Source organism: Photobacterium sp. 1_MG-2023 (genome assembly GCF_030547945.1).
In the GTDB taxonomy this organism is placed as follows: domain Bacteria; phylum Pseudomonadota; class Gammaproteobacteria; order Enterobacterales; family Vibrionaceae; genus Photobacterium.
Genome location: NZ_JAUORR010000003.1, coordinates 130630 through 151133, shown reverse-complemented (window position 1 = coordinate 151133; position 20504 = coordinate 130630). Strand labels below are relative to the sequence as shown.

General features: G+C 48.5%; 15 protein-coding genes. 12 read left to right on the top strand and 3 right to left on the bottom strand.

The annotated features are described in order from the left end of the window. The first annotated feature begins 219 nt into the window (after positions 1-219). Together Q4579_RS04245 and Q4579_RS04240 are read left to right on the top strand one after the other, a co-directional pair. Positions 220-942, top strand: a complete 723-nt coding sequence (locus Q4579_RS04245) for a hypothetical protein (RefSeq protein ID WP_303561880.1) — start codon at positions 220-222, stop codon at positions 940-942. Between the two features lie 460 nt (positions 943-1402). Continuing rightward, on the top strand, positions 1403-2146 hold the full coding sequence (locus Q4579_RS04240; RefSeq protein WP_303561878.1) for a hypothetical protein: 744 nt from the start codon (positions 1403-1405) through the stop codon (positions 2144-2146). Between the two features lie 89 nt (positions 2147-2235). Here the strand turns inward: Q4579_RS04240 and Q4579_RS04235 are convergent, their stop codons facing one another. Further along, on the bottom strand, positions 2236-3456 hold the full coding sequence (locus tag Q4579_RS04235; protein WP_303561875.1) for an MFS transporter: 1221 nt from the start codon (positions 3454-3456) through the stop codon (positions 2236-2238). Positions 3457-3649: 193 nt separating this feature from the next. Between Q4579_RS04235 and Q4579_RS04230 the strand changes: the two genes are divergently transcribed. The 9 genes from Q4579_RS04230 to Q4579_RS04190 all read left to right on the top strand — a co-directional run bounded on the left by Q4579_RS04230 (position 3650) and on the right by Q4579_RS04190 (position 16716). Continuing rightward, on the top strand, positions 3650-4417 hold the full coding sequence (locus Q4579_RS04230) for an ABC transporter ATP-binding protein (protein ID WP_303561872.1): 768 nt from the start codon (positions 3650-3652) through the stop codon (positions 4415-4417). Between the two features lie 75 nt (positions 4418-4492). Further along, positions 4493-5332: an iron-siderophore ABC transporter substrate-binding protein gene (locus tag Q4579_RS04225; protein WP_303562182.1), complete on the top strand. Its 840-nt coding sequence runs from the start codon at positions 4493-4495 to the stop codon at positions 5330-5332. Between the two features lie 26 nt (positions 5333-5358). Beyond that, complete coding sequence (gene fhuB / locus Q4579_RS04220) at positions 5359-7335, top strand: Fe(3+)-hydroxamate ABC transporter permease FhuB (RefSeq protein ID WP_303562181.1); 1977 nt, start codon at positions 5359-5361, stop codon at positions 7333-7335. A gap of 204 nt (positions 7336-7539) precedes the next feature. After that, positions 7540-9324 carry an IucA/IucC family siderophore biosynthesis protein gene (locus Q4579_RS04215; RefSeq protein ID WP_303561869.1) on the top strand — a complete coding sequence of 595 codons (1785 nt, stop codon included), beginning with the start codon at positions 7540-7542 and terminating at the stop codon, positions 9322-9324. Next, the gene (locus tag Q4579_RS04210; protein WP_303561867.1) at positions 9311-10234 is read left to right on the top strand and encodes a GNAT family N-acetyltransferase; all 924 of its coding nucleotides are present in this window, start codon (positions 9311-9313) and stop codon (positions 10232-10234) included. Before Q4579_RS04215 ends, Q4579_RS04210 begins: the two co-directional genes overlap by 14 nt. Then, a complete protein-coding gene (locus Q4579_RS04205) occupies positions 10234-11988 on the top strand; it encodes an IucA/IucC family siderophore biosynthesis protein (RefSeq protein ID WP_303561865.1) in 1755 nt (584 codons plus the stop codon). The genes Q4579_RS04210 and Q4579_RS04205 overlap by 1 nt, the downstream gene beginning before the upstream one ends. Before the next feature lie 10 nt (positions 11989-11998). Beyond that, positions 11999-13315 carry a lysine N(6)-hydroxylase/L-ornithine N(5)-oxygenase family protein gene (locus Q4579_RS04200; protein ID WP_303561863.1) on the top strand — a complete coding sequence of 439 codons (1317 nt, stop codon included), beginning with the start codon at positions 11999-12001 and terminating at the stop codon, positions 13313-13315. A 168-nt stretch (positions 13316-13483) separates the two neighbouring features. Continuing rightward, positions 13484-15712, top strand: coding sequence for a TonB-dependent receptor (locus Q4579_RS04195; protein ID WP_303561861.1), 2229 nt, complete (start codon positions 13484-13486; stop codon positions 15710-15712). Between the two features lie 230 nt (positions 15713-15942). Then, on the top strand, positions 15943-16716 hold the full coding sequence (locus tag Q4579_RS04190; RefSeq protein ID WP_303561859.1) for a hypothetical protein: 774 nt from the start codon (positions 15943-15945) through the stop codon (positions 16714-16716). An 87-nt stretch (positions 16717-16803) separates the two neighbouring features. On the opposite strand, the gene Q4579_RS04185 is transcribed toward Q4579_RS04190, so the two are convergent. Together Q4579_RS04185 and Q4579_RS04180 are read right to left on the bottom strand one after the other, a co-directional pair. Next, a complete protein-coding gene (locus tag Q4579_RS04185; RefSeq protein ID WP_303561856.1) occupies positions 16804-18243 on the bottom strand; it encodes a glyceraldehyde-3-phosphate dehydrogenase in 1440 nt (479 codons plus the stop codon). A gap of 335 nt (positions 18244-18578) precedes the next feature. Beyond that, entirely contained in the window at positions 18579-18833 is a 255-nt protein-coding gene (locus Q4579_RS04180) for a hypothetical protein (RefSeq protein ID WP_303561855.1), read from the bottom strand. Positions 18834-18861: 28 nt separating this feature from the next. Here Q4579_RS04180 and Q4579_RS04175 point away from each other — a divergent pair, with 28 nt between their 5' ends. Beyond that, positions 18862-20457: an ABC-F family ATPase gene (locus Q4579_RS04175; protein ID WP_303561854.1), complete on the top strand. Its 1596-nt coding sequence runs from the start codon at positions 18862-18864 to the stop codon at positions 20455-20457. Positions 20458-20504: the final 47 nt, after the last annotated feature.

Sequence of the window (20504 nt, the reverse complement as noted above, 5' to 3'; positions counted from 1 at the left end):
CGGAAATTTGCGTTCGTTTATTCATCAATTAATCCTTTTGTTTCAATGAGTTGCTTGATCTTTATTCCCTCAATATCACACTTGTTGTCTAAGCAGTGTGATCCTTATGCATAGAGTAAAAGCACTATATTGATATGCAATTCGCTCAGTGAAACCCTATGTGCATCAACAGGGAGGAACCTGTTGATTTCATTCCATATTGCATATTGAGAGAGAAAGATGTTTAAAAAGAAATTATCCGTTGTGATGCTGGCATCGCTGGGCTTATTTGGTTGCGACTGGAACGACGACGATAAAAAAGCGGTTGAAGAAGCCGTGAAAGACAATGTGACCGAGGAGGTGGTTAAGCCGGAAGGGTTGAATGTTCAGGTGGATTTTTACAATGAATTACCTCTGCCATTGAATGATCAGCAAAAATTTAAGGTTGGCTTTGCATTTGATATTGATAATTCAGGAAAAATAGAAGAAGAAAATGATTTAATTGTACAAGCAATATTTTCGAATGAGGAACCCAGAATAGTTGTTGGTGACTCAGAGCATCTCTCAGATATTAATGTACCTGGGACCAGATATGTAGTTGCTGATGTTGGCTCTGCAGAACTAAAAATAGTTGATGGAAAGTCTGTAGTAGCGATAAATATTTTACCTGAGCCAAAATTGATAGAGAGTGTAAATTCAGAACCGGGTATTTTGGAATCAACTGACCCAATGTTTGCAAAGTATACTCAGTTGTTAAAGAGCGTTAACAATCAAACTCCAGTATCGGCATTTGTTGATTATAATACATCATCAGAACCTGGTGTTGAAAGTTTTGACTCCATTACTGAGAGTGTAGACATTATGTATCAGGGTGATAATTCAGATATATTTGATGCAAAAGATGATTACGAAGGAATCGAAAACTATGCTGACATTAAACGAGTTTCTTTTAGTTTTAATTGATATTTATTGATAAAAATAAGCCCGCATTTGCGGGCTTATGTGTTTCTAGAAATACAAATTATCGACCTTACTGCGAAAGCGAGTTTAGGTATATTACTTCGAAGTTTGAGCACTTCATTTGGATCTCGTCTGTTCGGAATGACGCATCATGGTGCTGGTGTAGTCATGTGTTTCTATGGGTTGCCAAATGATAAGTCATGCATTTAAAACTCAATGAGTACGCGTTATTGCTGTATAAAACATCACTGAAGTAGTTCGGTTATTAATCATTGTTTCATTTTTATCAGTTACCTATCATCTTAGCGCTCCCTCAATATCACACTTGTTGTCTAAGCAGTGTGATCCTTATGCATAGAGTAAAAGCACTATATTGATATGCAATTCGCTCAGTGAAACCCTATGTGCATCAACAGGGAGGAACCTGTTGATTTCATTCCATATTGCATGTTGAGAGAGAAAGATGTTTAAAAAGAAACTATCCGTTGTGATGCTGGCATCGCTGGGCTTATTTGGTTGTGACTGGAACGACGATGATAAAAAAGCGGTTGAAGAGGCCGTGAAAGAAAGTGTGACTGAGGAAGTGGTTCAACCGGAAGGGTTGAATATTCAGGTGGAGCTCTATAATCAAGTCCCGGCATTGTTGACTGATGATCAAAAGTTGGAAGTTTCTTTTTCTTTTGATATTGATAACTCAGGAACATATGAAGAGAGTGAAGACTTTAGGATGCGGGTGTTATTTACTAACGGAGAGCCAAGTATTAGCTTTGGAGAAGGATTTGGGTCAATAAAAGATAAGTATTCTACTTTAGGTTACAAATTTAAAGTAGACAGTTTTGGTACGGCTAGAATTGAAAGATTAAATGGTAAAACAGTAATAAATGTTAATGTTCTTCCTGAGCCAGAGCTTGCAAAAAAATCTGAGTCTGACACTGAAGTTAGTATCGGAATGGAAAGCGGTCGACCTGATCCAGTGCTAAGTGGTTATTTGGATAAAATTGAGAAAGCTAAAGCTTCATCGTTATTTAATCTTGGGGTTGGATATAACAGTGACAAGCTGGGAGAGAAAAATGAAGACTATTTGAGTGATAGTGGTGGAACAGGTTTTATACAATTATCATCGAATGATATCTCCGATTCAAAAGATGATTATAAAGGTGGCTTTAATTATTCTGATATCGAGCGAGTAACAATCAGCTTCGACTAATAGTAATTCATAATTTTTCATAAATAAGCCCGCATTTGCGGGCTTATGTGTTTCTGAAAATAAAAACTACCGTCATTCACTGTTTGATATCACTGCTCCTCAACCACACGCACCACGGCTTTTTCCTTCCGCCGGGTGAAGGCAATCCCGGTGACCAGAACTGAAAACCCGAGACAGACCCACACCGGAAGTTGTGGAGAAATCACCACGGTGCTCGCCAGCAGAGAGGCCAGACCATAACCCAGGGTGTGTGACATCGAAATCAAACCGGCGATTTTACCCGATTGATCCGGGTTGGTTTGGGTGGCCATGGACGTATAGGCGGGCACCAGCAAGGCTGCGCCAATCGCAGCGGCAACCATGGCGAGGGTAAAGATCCAGAATGCCGTGTTGAGGAAAAGCACAAAACCAATCAACAGGGCAATGCCGCCCATGCGGTACATGGATTCGATGCCAAGCTTTTTCTTTTTGATCACCAGCACTTGCGTTAGCAAAGTAAAGGCGGCGCTCAGTGTCAGCAGTAAACCAATGGCCTGACTGATCTCATCTGTGGTCCAGGTGGTGATTGAACCGATCAGAGGTGACAGACTGTATTGCAGTAAAGCCACAACGGCACAGAGCAGCAATCCCGTCAGGAGAAACGGCAGCAGGGAGACATCAGGCAATTTGCGTTGCTGCTGTGTTGTTGGTGGCGCTGTTAGCGTGAACACAGGTTTCGGCAGCCAGCAGGCGCCAAGGAAAGCAACGACCGGAAATGCGACCATCAGTATCAGCGGTGCGTAAATGTGAAGTTTGAGCGCGCCCATCGCCAGTAAGGGACCAACCAAACGACCTGTACTTAACCCGATACTGACCGAAGTAATGGCCTGCAGTCGATGCTGACTGCCACAAAGTAAAATCGCCCAATGCTGGCTGGCGGGCACCATGCCAGCCACGGTACAGCCGTAAATAATCCGGGCGACAACCAATCCGGTCAACCACAGGTAGGTTTGTTCGCTGAATGTATCACTCAGGGCGGTGAAGATCAGCAGCAGGAGGAAGCTGATCGCCATCCCTGCCAAGGCTTGCAGCACAACACCTTTGGGACCATTTCGGTCACTGTAGCTGCCCCAGAAAGGCGCAGCGGGCAGGAACAGGAAACTGCCGATTGCAATCACCACCGACCAGGTGGGCAAGCCAAACGCTGAATGTTCCACCAGAAAGGGGAGCGAGACCAGCAAACCGTTTTGCCCGATGCCCATTAAGGCGGCGATCAGGCCGATCAGTGTCAGATGAAGTCGATGAGAGGGACGGCTGGCATCGTGGGTCATGGTTCCTTCCTGATTGGAATGTATAGAGAAAGTGCAGCGAGCCTGCATAAAAACAAAAGAGAACTATTCGTGTTCTCACTCAATTAGGTGACGGGTATCCTACATATAAATATTGAATCTGAAAACTATTATCATTCACAGCCTGCTATGGTAGAGTGCGTCAAATCTGTTGTGCAACCCGTTTATCTCATTCATGTACCAACTCATTGACGCTGCCTTCGACGTCGAGGGAAAGCGGATTCTTCATCCGACCTCACTCTCATTTCAACCCGGAAAAGTGACCACCTTGCTGGGCCATAACGGTTGCGGTAAATCAACCCTGATGAAACTGCTCAGCCGGCAAAACACGCCCTCATTCGGACAAGTGTTGTTGAATGGCGATCCGGTCTGTCAGTTAGACAGTAAAAAGTTTGCACTGAATGTTGCTTATTTGCCTCAACACCCGCCCATCACCGATGGCGTTACAGTTCGGGAACTGGTGTGCTTTGGTCGTTATCCCTGGAAAGGGGCATTTGGTCGTTACAGTCAGGAAGATTACAACCTCGTGGATGAAGCGATTGAACGGGTCGGACTGACGCCGTTTTCAGAACGTTTTGTTGCCACGTTATCTGGTGGCGAGCGGCAGCGGGCTTGGGTGGCGATGCTGCTGGCACAACAGAGTAAATGTATTTTGCTGGATGAGCCGACTTCTGCACTGGATGTGGCACATCAGTACGAATTGCTGCATTTGATCCGGGAATTGAACCAAACGTTAGGGCTGACCGTGATCATGGTGTTGCATGATGTCAACATGGCGGCGAAGTTCAGCGATCATCTGATTGCCTTACACTCCGGTGAAGTGATTGCGCAGGGGACACCTGAAGCCATAATGACCCCGGAGACCCTCAGAGAAATCTACGGTATGGAATTGGCTCTCTTCCAGCATCCGCAAACGGGGCAGCCCATCAGCTACATTCCATAACAACAAGAACAGGGAAAGACAGTGAAAAAATTCATTGCATTGTTTGTCGCAGTCTTTGCGATTCAGGCGCAGGCCATGACCGTTCAGCATGAACTGGGTGACGTTGAGATTGCTCAGATTCCCCAAAAAGTCGTGACTTTGGACTGGGCACTGACAGAAACCGTATTGAGTCTGGGCGTGACCCCCGTCGGTGTCGCTGATGAAGCAGGCTACCGGGCTTGGGTCGGAGAGCCACAATTACCAGAAGCTGCAAAGAATGTGGGCTCGCGTCGCGAACCGAATCTGGAACTGCTGGCCGAGATGAAGCCGGATGTCATTTTAATCAGCGAACACATGAGCCCGGTGTACCAGCAACTCAGTGCGATTGCGCCAACGCTGGTCTATTCGGTGTACAACAAGGCTAAAACACCGTTGAACAATGCCGTGAGCATCACGCGTCAGTTAGGTCGGGTACTTGGCAAAGAAACGCAGGCGAATCAGGTGATTGAACACACCATGGCCGTATTAAAAACCAACGGTGATACTGTGAAAGCTACGGATTCGGGTCATAAACCTCTGATGTTCATCCGTTTTATTAATGATAAAACCCTTCGGATTCACAGTGAGGGATCCCTGGCACAGGATACAATTTCGGCCATGGGGCTGAAGAATGACTGGCAGGAACCCACCAATCTCTGGGGCTTTACAACGGCTGGTATTGAAAAAATGGCGGAACATCAGTCAAGTAATGTCATGATTTTCGGCCCTCTGAAAGCCGAAGAGCGACAGAAACTGACTGCATCGCCTTTGTGGCAGGCCATGGCATTTACCCGTGACAATGCTGTGTATGAATTGCCGGCAATCTGGACTTTTGGCGGACTGGTTTCTGTACAGCGTTTCAGCGATCACATCACTCAACAACTCACGAATCACTGATGCAGTCACAAGTTTCATCTATCCGAATGTTCATCCGATCGGGCGGAATTGCCCGGTCGTTTTTTGTGTGTGGCCTTTTACTGACCGTCCTGGGTTATCTGCTCAATCTGACTGTGCCTTATGCACAGGGGCTTCCTTTACTCTGGCAAACGCTGTTTCATTATGATCCGGCCAATTATCAGCACCTGATTGTTCATCTCACTTATCTGCCACGATTGAGCGTGGCCGTTTTATGTGGTTTTTCTCTCGCCGTTGCCGGTGCCGTGATGCAGTTTGTTCTGCGTAACCCGATTGCATCACCGACCACACTGGGCGTGGCGTCCGGGGCAGAACTTGGCATGGTGCTGGGCATTCTGCTGTTACCGGCTTCTTTGCACGTTTCTGCTTTTATTCCTGCATTTCTGGGCGGCTGCCTGGCGACGGCTCTGGTCTTCCTGCTGTCGGCGAAGCGGGGGTTTGCCCCCGTGCACATGGTTCTGGCCGGGATGGTGATCAGTCTGTTCTTTGGTTCCGTGAACACCATGCTGCTGTTACTGCATGAGCAAAAACTGGCCTCTGTTTTTGTGTGGGGAGCCGGATCGCTCAATCAAAATGGCTGGACATCGGTTCAGACGTTACTGCCCATGACGGTGCTGCCTTTGGGGGTGCTGATGTTGTTACAGCGGCCACTGGCATCGCTTCAGTTGGGAGAAGGCGTTGCGAAATCTCTGGGCGTGAATGTTAAACAAATCAAAGTGTTGTGCTTAGGCCTGGCCATCTTCATGACGGCTGCCGTGGTCAGTGAAGTCGGTTTGATTGGATTTGTGGGGATCGTTGCACCAGCCCTTGCAAGAATGATGGGCATGAGAAAGCTTTATCTGCAGATTCTGGTGAGCGGCGTGTTGGGATCCCTGATGCTTTTGCTGGCAGATCTGCTCATTCAGCCATTTTCAGGGGTTGGCGGAGAAATGCTGCCCACCGGAGCCATGACGGCGCTGATCGGCGCACCGTTTCTATTGTGGTTACTCCGTCGTAAAACCATGCAGTCCGAATTGCGGGCAAGGGAAGAAGCCGTCCCGATTTACCATCAAAGAGATTTTCATCAGACAGCCTGGTGTTTAACCGCGTTTGCCGTGTTTTGTGTGATCGCAGCGATAACGCTTGGCAAAGGGCAGCAGGGCTGGGCGTTAACCTTGTCTGACGCTGCCTGGGAATATCGTGCCCCCAGAGTCATGGTTGCTTTGCTTGCAGGGGTGGGACTGGCACTGGCTGGCACCATCATCCAGCGTGTGACAACCAATCCCATGGCGAGTCCGGAAGTTTTGGGCATCAGCTCTGGTGCCGCTCTCGCGCTGGTGATCGGGGCAATGATGGGCATTTCTGTCCAGCGGCATGAACAAGTCTTGCTGGGCACTGCGGGTGCTTTACTTGCGACCGGTGTGATTTGGTTCATGGGGAAACGACACAAGTTCGCACCCACGCAAACTTTGTTAACCGGGATTGCACTCAGCGCCGGACTGGATGCTTTTCTCCGGATTGCGATGACATCCGGGCAAGACAATGTCAGAGCATTGCTGACCTGGTTGTCGGGTTCAACCTACCTGGTTTCAACGCAGGATGTACTTTTGCTGGCTGTCGGTGTTGGTCTTTTGTTTGTTGTGACGCTGTCACTCAGCAGGTGGATTGATTTAATCGGGCTGGGTGAGGTGAGTGCAACCAGTGTCGGGATTGACTGCAAACGGGTGCGTCAGTGTTTATTGCTGCTGGTTGCCGCGCTGACAACACTCTGCACCATTGTCATTGGTCCGCTGAGTTTCGTGGGCTTGCTGGCGCCGCATATGGCGCGTTCACTCAACCAGTACTCTGCGTTTCGTCAGCTAACCATTGCCTGTCTGCTGGGGGGCTGCCTGATGGTGATCGCAGATTGGATCGGACGTAATTTATGGTTTCCCTGGCAATTTCCGGCGGGATTGCTGGCATCCGTGATTGGGGGAGGATATTTCTTGTACCTCATGCGGAAATGATCTGATCCCTTTTCCATACATTTTGTCATGATAAGCCAGCGTGAATTGCTGGCTTTTTTTATGCCTGAAGCGCCACACTCAGCGATGAATTCATCGGTGTAAAGCAACGCTGAAAATTTAAAGGAGAATTCACATAAAAGTTATTGATTATGTTTTTGAGAATCATTAGCATTTGACATCGTTGTTAAATGTAATGAGTAAATGATGAAAATACATAACGATTCGAATGAGATGTCAGTGGCTGGTCAGCATGATGTGGCTGCTGCATGTTTCCTTAATGCCCTTGCCCGCGAGTGCCGGGCGATCCAGTTTGAAACAATTTCAGGTGAAACCAGTTACATCATTCCGCTGTCGGCTGAACGCCGTATCCGCATTCCACTCAAGTATTATTCTGAGTTAGGCGTTCATGAGTATCGTTTTCCGGCGTGTCTGGAAGGTCAGACATCGGAAGCTATTTCGTTCCAGGATGTGATGACACTGATTCTAGCGGAGCAGGCTTTAGTCGGCCTGGTGACGGATGAGCAGAAGCACATTTTTACAACACGCGTTCTGGAAAGTCACCGCAATACTTATACTGCTGCCAGTCAGAATCCTTATGGTGAAACACTATTTACGCAAGCTCTGAATTTTCAGCAGGCAGAACAGGGGTTGCTGATTGGCCATTCGTTCCATCCGGCACCGAAAAGCCGCGAACAATTCAGCTTGGAAGATGCAAAAAAGTTCTCCCCTGAATTCGGCGGTCATTTTCCGCTGCGCTGGCTCGCTGTCGATGCATCCATCGTGATCTCAGGCAGTTCAGCGAATCAATCGGTTGCCGCACGAATGAACAGTCTGCTTGATGCGGATACGGCCTTTCCGGCGGAGATGCGCGCCCAACTGAGCGACAATCAGGTACTGCTGCCAGCGCATCCCTGGCAGTGGCAGGTGTTCAGTCAGCATCCGGATGTGATCGCTTATTGTGAAGCCGGATTAATTCGGGATCTGGGCGAAGCGGGGTCGGACTGGTATCCGACGTCTTCAACCCGTTCGCTGTATGCACCAGCGTTGCCTTACATGCTGAAGTTCTCGCTGAGTGTCAAACTGACGAACTCAATCCGGAACCTTTCCGTGAAAGAAGTGATTCGTGGCACCCGACTGAATCAACTGTTTGCCGACACTGGCATTCAGGATGTGCTGGGCCAGGGCGAAGGATTCCAGCTGATGCAGGAACCGGCTTATCTGGGCCTTATCGATAAAAATGGTCAAGCCATTGATGAGTCGCTGGTGGCGTTCCGTGACAACCCACTGGCAGACAAAGTGGATGAAGAGGCGGTTGTTCTGGCGACGCTGGCACAACAAAACCCGTTTGGCGGGCACAGCCTGCTGGCAAACCGGGTTGCGGCTTATGCTGCTGGTCAGCGGATTGGTCTGGAGCAAGCAGCCAAAGCTTGGTTTGCTGCGTATTGCCAGCATTGTGTGCTGCCACTGTTCAATCTGCAGGCCAATCATGGCGTCGTTTTCCTCGCACATCAGCAAAACATTGTCATGCAGCTGAAAGATGGCTTTCCAATCGGAATGTATTACCGGGACTGTCAGGGCACCGGCTATACAGATCTTGCGTTTGAGCGGTTCCCTGAGGCGCTGAGCGATACCAAGCAAGACATCGAGAATTACTGGAATCAGGACAAAGTCCGCCGGTATTTCGCTTATTACTTGATCATTAACTCAACGTTCAATGTGATTGGTGCAATCGGTGCGGGCACGGGTGTTGATGAAATGGCACTGGTTGCGATTCTGCGTGACCAATTGGAAGCGCTGAAAGCCAGTGGTGTTCGTGATTCAGCCTGTCTGGACTACGTGCTGAGTGACGAAGGGCTTTGCTGCAAAGGAAACTTCTACTGCTACCTGCAGAACTTCAATGAAAACTCCATTCCGGATCCTGCCGTCATTTACTTTGATTTAGCCAACCCATTCATCCCAGCCAAGGAGGCGTTCCATGCATCATGCTAAGACTTTTCAAATCACGGAAGCGCAGGGTGAAGGGGTTCGGATTCAGCTGACGTTATCTGAGGCGGATGTTCAAAACCCGGCAGCCATCGGACAGCTCTTTGAGGATCTGGATCATGAATTCAGTCAGCAACTGGAATGTGATCGCTTCTTCATTGACGCGCCTCAGAATCTGTTCGCACATGTTGCCGCGCTGTTGCCTTTGAGTGAAGGCAACCTGCTGTATAAATCCATGTTTTATCAGTTGCCGCTGCACTGGCATTTACATAAGCCGTCCAGTCAGTTTCCACGGATTGACGTTCAGTCCAACCCTCAATACCGGCACCATCCGTTGCGTCCTGCAAAACCGACGGGCACCGTCTATCAGCGCGATGACCATCAGGCTGAGGTGAACATTTCATTTCGTGTGTTTGAGATGGAACGAGACTTAGACCGCTTTGTTCGCTGGATGAACGATCCCCGTGTTGCTCATTTCTGGGAGCAGGCCTGGAGCCGGGAAAAGCTGCAGGAGTTTGCTCAGTCCCGTCTGGACGATGCCCATATTCTGCCGTTAATTGGGGAGTTCAACGGTGAGGCCTTTGGCTATGTGGAAGCGTACTGGGTGAGTGAAGATCGTCTTGCGCCTTATTATGATGTGCAGCCTTACGATCGCGGGATTCACTTGTTGGTGGGTGAAGACCAGTTCCGGGGGCCTCGGTACTTTAACTGCTGGATGCGTGCCATCAGTCATTACCTCTTTATTGATGACATTCGTACTACCCGGATTGTGCTGGAGCCCCGTGCGGATAATCAGCGTTTGTTTAACCGGATCAAAGAGGTGGGCTACCAGAAGCAATACGAGTTCAACTTCCCGCACAAACGTTCAGCCTTGCTGATGCTTGAGCGAAACGCATTCTTTGGGGAGCAGTGGTAATGATGCAACAGGCAATTCAACAATACTGGCCTAAGGCGAACCGCGCCATCGTCGCCAAAATGATCAGCGAGTTTGCTTATGAGCAGGCATTTCGTTTTGAGGTCACTGAATCGGGTTATGTGCTGAAGCTGGAGAACGACGTTCATTATCAGTTTCGGGGGAAGGAAAACATTTGGGGGCAAGTGGTGATTGAACCTGAATCCGTGACCCGAACGCCAGCCATTGAGCCCGTCCTGGCCACGCAGTTCATGATGGATATTCAATTCTTACTGAATATGCCGGATGAAGCCATGGCAGAACATTTCGAAGATCTCAATGCGACCTTGCTGGGTGACTGTAAACTGGCTGCGAAAAAGCAGAGCCTGACCGCGAAGGATCTGACGCATCTGAGCTGCGAACTGCAGCAAACCTATTTTGATGGTCATCCAAAATTTGCGTTTAACAAAGGACGCAGAGGTTGGGGGACGGACGATTTAGATTTATATGCACCGGAATCTCAGCGGGCATTTCAACTGGGCTGGGTGGCAGTTCATCATGACATTTTGCAGCAGTCGACCAATGAAACCACGCGTTGGGAACAGCTGCTTGAATCTGCAATGACAGACGTTGAGCTGAGCAAGCTGGCTCGTGCATTGGATGCATTTGACATCGAACCGCAGGATTACACCATCATTCCAGTCCATCCCTGGCAGTGGTCTCAAAAGCTGTCGTTGCTGTTTATGCGGGAAATGGCGGAGAAAAGCCTGCTTTATTTAGGTGAATACGGCGACTATTTCCTGCCACAGCTCTCGATCCGAACGCTGAGCAATGTGTCGCGGCCGCAGGGCTACGACATCAAGCTGCCGCTGACCATTATGAACACCTCCTGTTATCGGGGAATTCCAGGGCGTTACATTCTGGCCGGTCCGATGGCATCAGATTGGATTGATCAGATTTTTCAAACGGATCCGCTGCTGAGCGGAAAAGGTGCTGAAGTCTTGCAGGAGCCAGCTGCGGCTTATGCAGCACAAGCGGATTATCAGCGTCTGGAAAAAGCGCCGTATCGTTATCATGAGCTGTTAGGTGTGATCTGGCGGGAATCGCTGGCATCGAAACTGAAAGACAATGAAACCGCCATCCTGATGGCAGCGCTGATGGAATCTGACGGCCAGGGACATCCCCTGATTGGCGAGTACATTGCCGCGTCTGGACTCACGACGGATGCATGGCTGACCCGGTTATTTGATGCTGTGGTGATACCGTTTTACCACTTACTGACCAAGTACGGTGTGTCCCTCATTGCGCATGGTCAGAACATCACCATCGTGATGGAGAATCACGCGCCGAAACGTATTTTACTGAAAGACTTTCAGGGTGATATGCGTTTGGTTGAGCGTGAATTGCCGGAGCAAGCTTCGCTGCATCCAGCGGTGAAAGCAGCCACAGTTCGTCTGCCGGAAGAACTGATCATTCATGATTTGCAGACCGGACATTTTGTGACGGTGCTGCGCTTCATCTCTCCACTTCTGGAAAAGCTAGGGTATCCGGAACACCACTTTTATCGATTGCTGGGCAACCGGATTCAGCATCACATGGAACAACATCCTGAACTTGCTGACAGGTTTGAGCGTTTGGATTTGTTTAAGCCGCGAATTTTGCGCCTTGGCTTAAATCTGGCGAAATTCCGCCACAGTACAGACAGCAGTGCATCCCGAATGTTACCGGATATGGATGACATGCTCGACAACCCGCTCGTTTTGGCTCAAGAAAAATAAGGAAATCATCATGGAAAAGAACAACCACAAAGAATGTCTGGATTTGGCTGGTGTTGGCGTTGGCCCGTTTAATTTGAGTGTTGCGGCCCTTCTGGACACGAAAACCGAACTGAATAGTTGCTTCTTTGAAGGCCGGGAATCTTTCTCCTGGCATCCGGGGTTATTGTTAGATAACACCAACATGCAAACCATGTTTCTGAAAGATCTGGTGACGGCCGTTGATCCGCAAAACCCGTATTCTTTCCTTTCATATCTGGTTGATCAGAAGAAGTTTTATCGATTCTTATCTGCAGAGCTTGGCTGTATCAGCCGCCATGAGTTCTCCGATTACTTAGCCTGGACGGCACACCAGCTCTCTAATGTGCAGTTTGCCACGCGTGTTGAGCAGATTGAATATACAGGTGATGCCTTTGAAATTCAGACCAACCAGGGTTCGTATCTGGCGAAAAACCTGTGTATCGGAACTGGCAAGGTGCCTTCAATTCCTGAATGTGCGAAACCCCATATCAGTGACAAAGTATTCCACGCGGCCGAAATGGGGCTGCGCGACCGTGACTTCACTGGGAAGCGCGTCATGGTTGTCGGCGGTGGACAAAGTGGTGCAGATATTTTCCTGAATTTGCTGAACGGGAAATGGGGCAAGGTGAAAAGTCTGGACTGGTTGTCTCGCCGTGCCAATTTCCAGCCATTGGATGAAGCGGCCTTCACCAATGAGTTTTTCACGCCTGAATATGTGGAAACCTTCCTGGGGCTGGAACCCACGGTCAAACAAGCAGAAATTGATGCTCAGAAATTGACATCAGATGGGATCACTCAGGCCGCTCTGCTGAGCATTTATCGCGAGCTTTACCACAGATTTGATGTGCTGAAAGAAGAGAAGTGGGTGCGGTTGTTACCTCACCGGAGCATGAGTTCGCTGGAAGATCGGGCTGGCAGTTATGCTGTTCAGGCATTAAATGCACTGAGTCAGCAAGCGGAAATGCATGAAGCCGATATCATCATTCTTGCCACGGGTTTCAGTGCGCCTTATCCGCAATGTCTCAAATCGATTTTGCCTTTGCTGGACTTGGATGAGAAAGGCCGTTACGGCATGACAGGAAACTTTGAACTGAAGTGGAAAGGCAGTGCGAAAAATAAAATCTTTGCTGTGAATGCAGGTATGCACAGTCACGGGATTGCTGAACCGCAACTGAGCTTGATGGCTTGGCGAAGTGCAACAATTATCAACCAGTTATGTCAAAAGCCTGTGTTTGATCTTGAAAGTGATAAAGGCATGATTGAGTGGGTGACAGAAAGCCTGGTGACGGAATACGCCAAAGCTTCGTGATTAACCCAGCGTGTCGATCTGGGCCTTATAATCTCCATGAAGGTTGTAAGGCCTTAAAAAAGTTCAATAAATTTGATCTTTTTTTGGACGAATGCTGGAAATAAAGTGGCAAATGAGTATTATTATCAAACTCTATTAATGGTTAACTTAAAACAATAAGTGGTAACAATGGCAGTGAAAAAAGGGATGTTTCAATTGACGACAGTGGCGGCAGCCGTTGCTGCAACCACCTTGGTTTCTACTTCAGCATTTGCTCAAGAATACAAAACAACTGAAGACAAAATGGTCGTGGTTTCCAGCCGCGCACCCAAAGCAATCAGTGATATTCCAGGGACAGTCTGGTATGTCGACAGCGCTCAGATTGAGCAAGAGTACCGTGGTGGTAAAAGTCTGGGTGAGATTCTGGCCGCAGCCGTACCGTCCATGGATGTCAGCAGTCAGGGCCGGACTAACTACGGACAAAACCTGCGTGGTCGTCCGATGCTGGTCATGATCGACGGCGTGTCTCTGAACTCTTCCCGTTTGATCAGCCGTCAGTTAGATTCTATCGATCCGTTCAATATTGATCGTGTTGAAATCCTTTCCGGTGCAACGTCCATTTATGGTGCGGGCGCAACGGGTGGTGTGATTAACATCGTCACGAAGAAAGCAGACAGCACTGAATTGCAGTTTGAAAGTTATGTCAGTACCACATCTGGCTTGAACAGCAGTGATGATTTCGATTACAAACTGGCTCAGTCCGTCAGCGGTGGCAATGAGCTGGTGAAAGGTCGTGCCTCTGTCGTTTATGGTGAAACCCAAGGCTATTACGATGCGAATGGCGATATCGTTGTGCCGGACATTACACAGGGTTCTGTTCAGTTCAATGAAGTTATTGATGTATTGGGTACATTGTCTATCACGCCGACAGACACGCAAACCATCAATCTGCTGGCGCAATACTACAGCAGCGAGCAGGACAGCCCGTACGGGATTTACTTTGGCCAGGATCTGGCCGGTGTTAAGAACAATATTACCGGAAATCCTGCTGACAAGAGCCTGATCGAAGTTCGGGACGGATTTGAGTCCGATCGTCAAGGTTCAACAGAACGTTGGATGCTGAATGCGGACTACATTCATTCGGATTTTCTGGGCCACGAGTTACTGGTTCAGGCATCTTACCGTCATGAAACCCTGAGTTTCATTCCTTTCATCTATGGCACTTATTTAGCAGCATCTGAGCAGGAAACGGATGTGCTCAGTCTGCGTGCGGCGATGGTCAAGTCGCTGGAAAACCTGACGCTGACTTATGGTGTGGATGGTTACGTTGACAAACTAGACAGCAATCAGATGCTGTTTGACCGTCAAACCAGCTACAACTCGGGCGGCTTGGTGAATCGTCAGGCATCAATGATTGGCCGTTATCCGGGCACCGAAGTATCTTCCATTGCTGGCTTCATTCAGGCGGATTATGCAATCACCGAGAACTGGCGTGTGGAAGGGGGGTATCGCTTCCAGTACATGCAGAATAAAGTCGATGACTTTGTTGCTGGCGGTACACAGGTTGCGATTGCACAGGGTACGGGTACTTCTGCTGATCCGGTGCCTGGCGGCGAAACAGATTATGATATCGGTCTGTTTAACTTAGGCACCATCTACCACCTGACCGATACGGATCAGATTTGGGCCAACTTCGCGCAAGGCTTTGACCTGTCAGACCCGGCGAAATATTACGGTGTCGGCACCTATTCAGGTCCGGATGCCAATGGTCATTACAATCTGACTGGCAGCATCAATGTGGATGATTCCAGACTGTCCGGGATTAAAACCAACAGCTATGAAGTCGGTTATCGTCATGACAGCGGTGACCTGAACATCCAGACAGCCGTTTATTACTCACAATCCGATAAGAAAGTGGGTGCCAATAAGAAAACGCTGAATATTGAAATTTCTGATGATAAGACGCGTGTCTATGGTTGGGAAGGTCAGGCTGCTTACTGGTTGAATGATGCCTGGCAGACGGGTGTAAATGGCCACCTGGTGAAATCTGAAGTGCAGAATGCGAATGATGATTGGGTCAAACAATCCATTAACTATGCAAGTTCTTCGAAAGCAGGTGCGTGGCTGGCATGGTTTGAAGATAGCTATGCATTGAAACTGCAAAGCCAGACGACGTTTAATTTGAAGGATGATAAAGGCCAAGAAATTCACGGCTATACCGTCCTGGATCTGGTGGGTCATTATCAGTTGCCTGTTGGCAGCCTGGGTTTTGGTATTCAGAATCTGTTGGATCGTGAATACAGTACTGTTTGGGGACAACGTGCCACAGGTTGGTACTCAAGCTATGGTCCTGCTGAAGTCTTTGATTATAAAGGCCGGGGCCGTACCTTCACACTGAACTATCAGGTGAAGTTCTAAAGTTCCATTTCGATTGATCACTGTCAAAAACCGCCCGAAAGATTCGGGCGGTTTTTTTTCATATTCTTTTTTTCCCGAAATTGACAGATATTCAAAGTGAATGTGTGCAGTGATGTGGCATCGATCAAATTGCAAAATCATGCTTTTAGTGACCGCTTGAAAATGGCCGCCCCCCCCAAGTGATACAAAAATGTTTCAATAAAATAAAAAACGTAACACGAGGAGTACAAATGCGTAAAACAACACTGGCTGTCTTAATGTTTTCGGTGCTGGGGTTATCGGCCTGCGGGGGTGGTTCTTCAAGTTCAAGTCAGACAACGACAGAGAGCACTCAGGTTTCAACGGTCTCTGGCGGCGGCACCACGAAGGAATATACCGCTGTCCCAATGCAGATTCAGGTGAACTTCGCAGAGCAACTGCCAGCGGATTTTCCGGTTGATCAGCTTTTTGAAGTTGCTGTGAATTTTGATGTGAATAATTCAGGATCGGTCGATGAAGGTGATATCCAAGTCAGACTGAAACGTATGGGTTCCGGGTGGACCAATGCAACCTCAAACCTTTACTATATTTTTGTTCAGGACGGTGGAAATACCGTGGTATTTGATGAAGCGACTTCTTTTAAATCTGAAGGCGGGCGCATTACACATTTAGGTGTCACTCAGGTGGGGACCATTGCGCAAACCGATGCAATGAGCAAAACAACCTTAACGTTTGATCTGGTACTGAACCCACAGCGCTCAGTGAATGGTGATCTGAATGGCTCTGATGCTGTGTATACAGCCTTCGAGCAAGCGTTAGGGCAAATTAATCAGACAACACCGGTCAATGCCATTGTTGGCCTTGCTGATCAGAGTACTTCTCCGGCATCAACGGTCAGTTACGATGAAGTGCCTGATGGTGGAACTTACTTCCAGGGCAGTAATTCAAGTATTGATGACAATACGACAGATTACTCAGGCGTGAGCGGCGAAGCGGATATTGAAAAGCTGTCGATTAGCTTTTAATGTCCGGTCAATAAAAAAGCCGCCTGAGTTAACTCGGGCGGCGAAAGTTCAGCAAGAGAAATAGTTATTATTGTTGTGGAGTCGGAATTACTTCAATGCCGGGAAGGTCTGATAACGCACACCCATCATTTGTTCCATACAGTGAACAACCTGGCAGCTGTAGCCGAATTCATTGTCGTACCAGATATACAGTACGCAACGTTTGTCCTGAGCAATGGTCGCGGCACCATCGACAACACCCGCATGACGAGAGCCAACGATGTCACTGGAGACAATTTCAGTCGATTGCGTGTAATCAATCTGGCCAGACAGCGCTGAATTCAGCGCAATGTTGCGCAGGTAAGTGTTCAGTTCTTCTGCAGACACATCCGTATTCAGGTTCAGGTTCGCCACAGCCATCGACACATTCGGTGTCGGAACACGAATGGCATTGCCCGTCAGTTTACCCGCCAGTTCTGGCAAAGCTTTCGCCACAGCTTTTGCTGCACCGGTTGAAGTCAGAACCATGTTCAGTGAGGCAGAGCGGCCACGACGTTCGCCTGAATGGAAATTGTCGATCAGGTTCTGGTCGTTGGTGTAAGAGTGAACGGTTTCGATATGGCCGTTCAGAACCCCGTATTGATCATTCACAGCTTTCAGGACGGGCGTAATCGCATTGGTGGTACAGCTGGCTGCAGAGATAATTGTATCTTCGCTCAGGATATCGGTTTCATTCACACCGAAGACCACGTTTTTGATGTCGCCTTTGCCTGGTGCGGTCAGCAGCACTTTTGCAGCGCCCGGACATTTCAGGTGCTGGCTCAGGCCATCGGTGTCACGCCAGATCCCTGTGTTATCAACAATCAGCGCATTGTGAATACCGTGAGTGGTGTAATCCACTTCAGCCGGGCTGTTCGCGTAGATCACTTGAATGTAGTTTCCGTTGACAATGATCGCCTTGCGCTCTTCATCAACGATGATGCTGCCGTTGAACTGACCGTGCACAGAGTCGCGGCGCAGCAGGCTGGCACGTTTTTCTAAATCGCCGTGTTTTCCGCCACGAACCACAATGGCACGCAGACGCAGCGGATAACCGGCACCGCTTTTTTCAATCAGCAGACGTGCCAGCAGGCGGCCGATCCGGCCAAAACCGTACAGGACAACATCGCGGGTCTGCAGAGAATCGGTGCTGCTCAGTGAGTCAGCCAGTGCGGTTTGCAGGAAATCATCCAGCGCACTGTCATCCTGATGATCTTTCCAGTAAGTGCTTGCCAGTTGGCCTACATCAATCCGGCAGGGGGACAGGTCCAGCTGGTTCAGCTTTTCGATAATCGGCAGGGTGAGAGAAGGAGAGATTTCTGTTTCAGTGTAACGTTTGCCGATGCGGTGGGCTTTAATCAGTTCAATGACAGACGCATTGACAACCTGACGACCGAACAACAGCACTTCGACGCCTTTTTGTCGATATAGCTGGCCAAGAATTGGTGAGATGGATTCAGCATTGGTTTGACTGGTTTGCCAGTCGAGGAGGTATTTTTCCGGACTCATCTTTACTTAGGACCTTTCACATATAGGGAAGAAAAACAGGCATTTATCCTGTGAACTGTTATCGTTTTTATGGGCAGGGATTGTAACGGTCAGGTTGTTTTTATCCTAGTAAAATTAATCACTTGTATTTGTGATCTTGATCTTTTGTAACTTGTGATCTCTATCATTAACGCAGATAAATATACTGATAAAACTGTGATCCCAAAAATTACTTATTTCATGCGGATTATTAGGTTGTTTGTAATAAAACAAGATAATTTTCAGGTTTGACTTCAATTCCTGTCATTCGTTGGTATTTTTACAAAAAAATTGAGGGCAACTGTGCCAAATGCAGGTCAAGAGGGGCCGGGAGTGTGGTCAGCTTGAAATTGAAACGTTTGCCTGCCTGTTTTTTCGTCATTCAGTTCCAAAGTTCCGGCGAAAGTCGCCGGTAGCGTGATTTTTCCGAGTTTCACGAAAATTATCTTTCTGTCCCAGATAATGCTTGGCGAAGGCTGACCGAGACAAAGCGTGATAAAACTCACGTCGTCTGGTAGAATGCTGCCAAATTCAACAAAAAGCTGCCAGCAGTCATCGGCAGCTTTTTTCATGTCTGTTTCAATGTTGTAGGAACTTATTTTGATCACAACAGCCAACATCACCATGCAGTTTGGCGATAAGCCACTGTTTGAAAACATCTCCGTTAAGTTCGGCGAAGGAAACCGTTATGGCCTGATCGGTGCCAACGGTTGCGGTAAGTCGACTTTCATGAAAATCCTGAGTGGAGAGCTGGAGCCTTCTGCTGGTGTGGTCAATAAAGATCCCAATGAGCGTATGGCTAAACTGGGTCAGGATCAGTTCGCGTTTGAAGAGTTTACCGTGGTTGATACGGTGATCATGGGCCACAAAGAGCTGTGGGAAATCAAAGCCGAGCGCGATCGGATTTATGCTCTGCCTGAAATGTCGGAAGACGACGGCATGCGCGTTGCGGATTTGGAAACAGAATTTGCCGAGATGGACGGCTATTCTGCAGAAGCACGCGCCGGTGAACTGCTGCTGGGTCTTGGGATTCCTGAGCATCTGCACTTTGGCTTGATGAGCGAAGTTGCGCCGGGTCTGAAAGTTCGTGTTCTGCTGGCGCAGGTTCTGTTTGCTGAGCCAGAGATTATGCTGCTCGACGAACCAACGAACAACCTGGACATTAACACCATTCGTTGGTTGGAGCAGGTGCTGATGCAGCGCAACTGCACCATGATCATCATTTCGCACGACCGTCACTTCCTGAACATGGTGTGTACGCATATGGCTGATCTGGATTACGGTGAGCTGCGGATGTTCCCAGGGAACTACGATGAGTACATGACCGCAGCGACTCAGGCGCGGGATCGTCTGCTGGCTGATAACGCGAAGAAGAAAGCCCAGATTGCAGAACTGAACTCCTTTGTGAGCCGTTTCTCTGCGAATGCCTCGAAAGCGAAGCAGGCGACTTCTCGTCAGAAACAAATCGATAAGATTCAGCTGGAAGAAGTAAAAGCCTCCAGCCGTCAGAACCCGTTCATCCGTTTCGAGCAGGAAAAAGAACTGTTCCGTAATGCACTGGAAGTGGAAGGACTGAAACAGGGCTATGGCGACAATATCCTGATCAATGGCGTGAATCTGATGGTGGAAGTGGGTGAGCGCATTGCCATTATCGGTGAAAACGGGATTGGTAAATCCACTTTCCTGAACACGCTGGCCGGTGCAATGGCACCGATGTCTGGTCTGGTGAAATGGTCTGAAAACGCCAACATCGGCTTCTATGCTCAGGATCATTCTGATGATTTTGAGACAGACATGAATCTGCTGGACTGGATGAGCCAGTGGAAGAAAGAAGGCGATGATGAACAAACCGTTCGCGGTATTCTGGGCCGGATGCTGTTCTCTCAGCACGACATTAAGAAATCTGTACGCGTGATTTCGGGTGGTGAGCAAGGCCGGATGCTGTTTGGTAAACTCATCATGCAACGACCGAATATTCTGCTGATGGATGAACCGACCAACCACATGGATATGGAATCGATTGAGTCACTGAACCTGGCCCTTGAAAACTACAGGGGAACCCTGATGTTCGTTTCTCATGACCGACAGTTTGTTTCGTCGATTGCAACGCGCATCATTGAAATTACCAAAGAAGGCGTGAACGACTTCCACGGCACTTACGATGAATATCTGCGTAAACAAGGCATTGAATGCTGAGTTGAATCGTGAATCAGCCGCCTTGATTGGCGGCTTTTTTCTCTGTG

What these genes read in the sequence shown, in the direction of transcription:
- Q4579_RS04245 (WP_303561880.1), top strand. Translation starts at nt 220, where the DNA reads ATGTTTAAAAAGAAATTATCCGTTGTGATGCTGGCATCGCTGGGCTTA.
- Q4579_RS04240 (WP_303561878.1), top strand. Translation starts at nt 1,403, where the DNA reads ATGTTTAAAAAGAAACTATCCGTTGTGATGCTGGCATCGCTGGGCTTA.
- Q4579_RS04235 (WP_303561875.1), bottom strand. Translation starts at nt 3,456, where the DNA reads ATGACCCACGATGCCAGCCGTCCCTCTCATCGACTTCATCTGACACTG.
- Q4579_RS04230 (WP_303561872.1), top strand. Translation starts at nt 3,650, where the DNA reads ATGTACCAACTCATTGACGCTGCCTTCGACGTCGAGGGAAAGCGGATT.
- Q4579_RS04225 (WP_303562182.1), top strand. Translation starts at nt 4,493, where the DNA reads ATGACCGTTCAGCATGAACTGGGTGACGTTGAGATTGCTCAGATTCCC.
- fhuB (WP_303562181.1), top strand. Translation starts at nt 5,359, where the DNA reads ATGTTCATCCGATCGGGCGGAATTGCCCGGTCGTTTTTTGTGTGTGGC.
- Q4579_RS04215 (WP_303561869.1), top strand. Translation starts at nt 7,540, where the DNA reads ATGAAAATACATAACGATTCGAATGAGATGTCAGTGGCTGGTCAGCAT.
- Q4579_RS04210 (WP_303561867.1), top strand. Translation starts at nt 9,311, where the DNA reads ATGCATCATGCTAAGACTTTTCAAATCACGGAAGCGCAGGGTGAAGGG.
- Q4579_RS04205 (WP_303561865.1), top strand. Translation starts at nt 10,234, where the DNA reads ATGATGCAACAGGCAATTCAACAATACTGGCCTAAGGCGAACCGCGCC.
- Q4579_RS04200 (WP_303561863.1), top strand. Translation starts at nt 11,999, where the DNA reads ATGGAAAAGAACAACCACAAAGAATGTCTGGATTTGGCTGGTGTTGGC.
- Q4579_RS04195 (WP_303561861.1), top strand. Translation starts at nt 13,484, where the DNA reads ATGGCAGTGAAAAAAGGGATGTTTCAATTGACGACAGTGGCGGCAGCC.
- Q4579_RS04190 (WP_303561859.1), top strand. Translation starts at nt 15,943, where the DNA reads ATGCGTAAAACAACACTGGCTGTCTTAATGTTTTCGGTGCTGGGGTTA.
- Q4579_RS04185 (WP_303561856.1), bottom strand. Translation starts at nt 18,243, where the DNA reads ATGAGTCCGGAAAAATACCTCCTCGACTGGCAAACCAGTCAAACCAAT.
- Q4579_RS04180 (WP_303561855.1), bottom strand. Translation starts at nt 18,833, where the DNA reads ATGAAAAAAGCTGCCGATGACTGCTGGCAGCTTTTTGTTGAATTTGGC.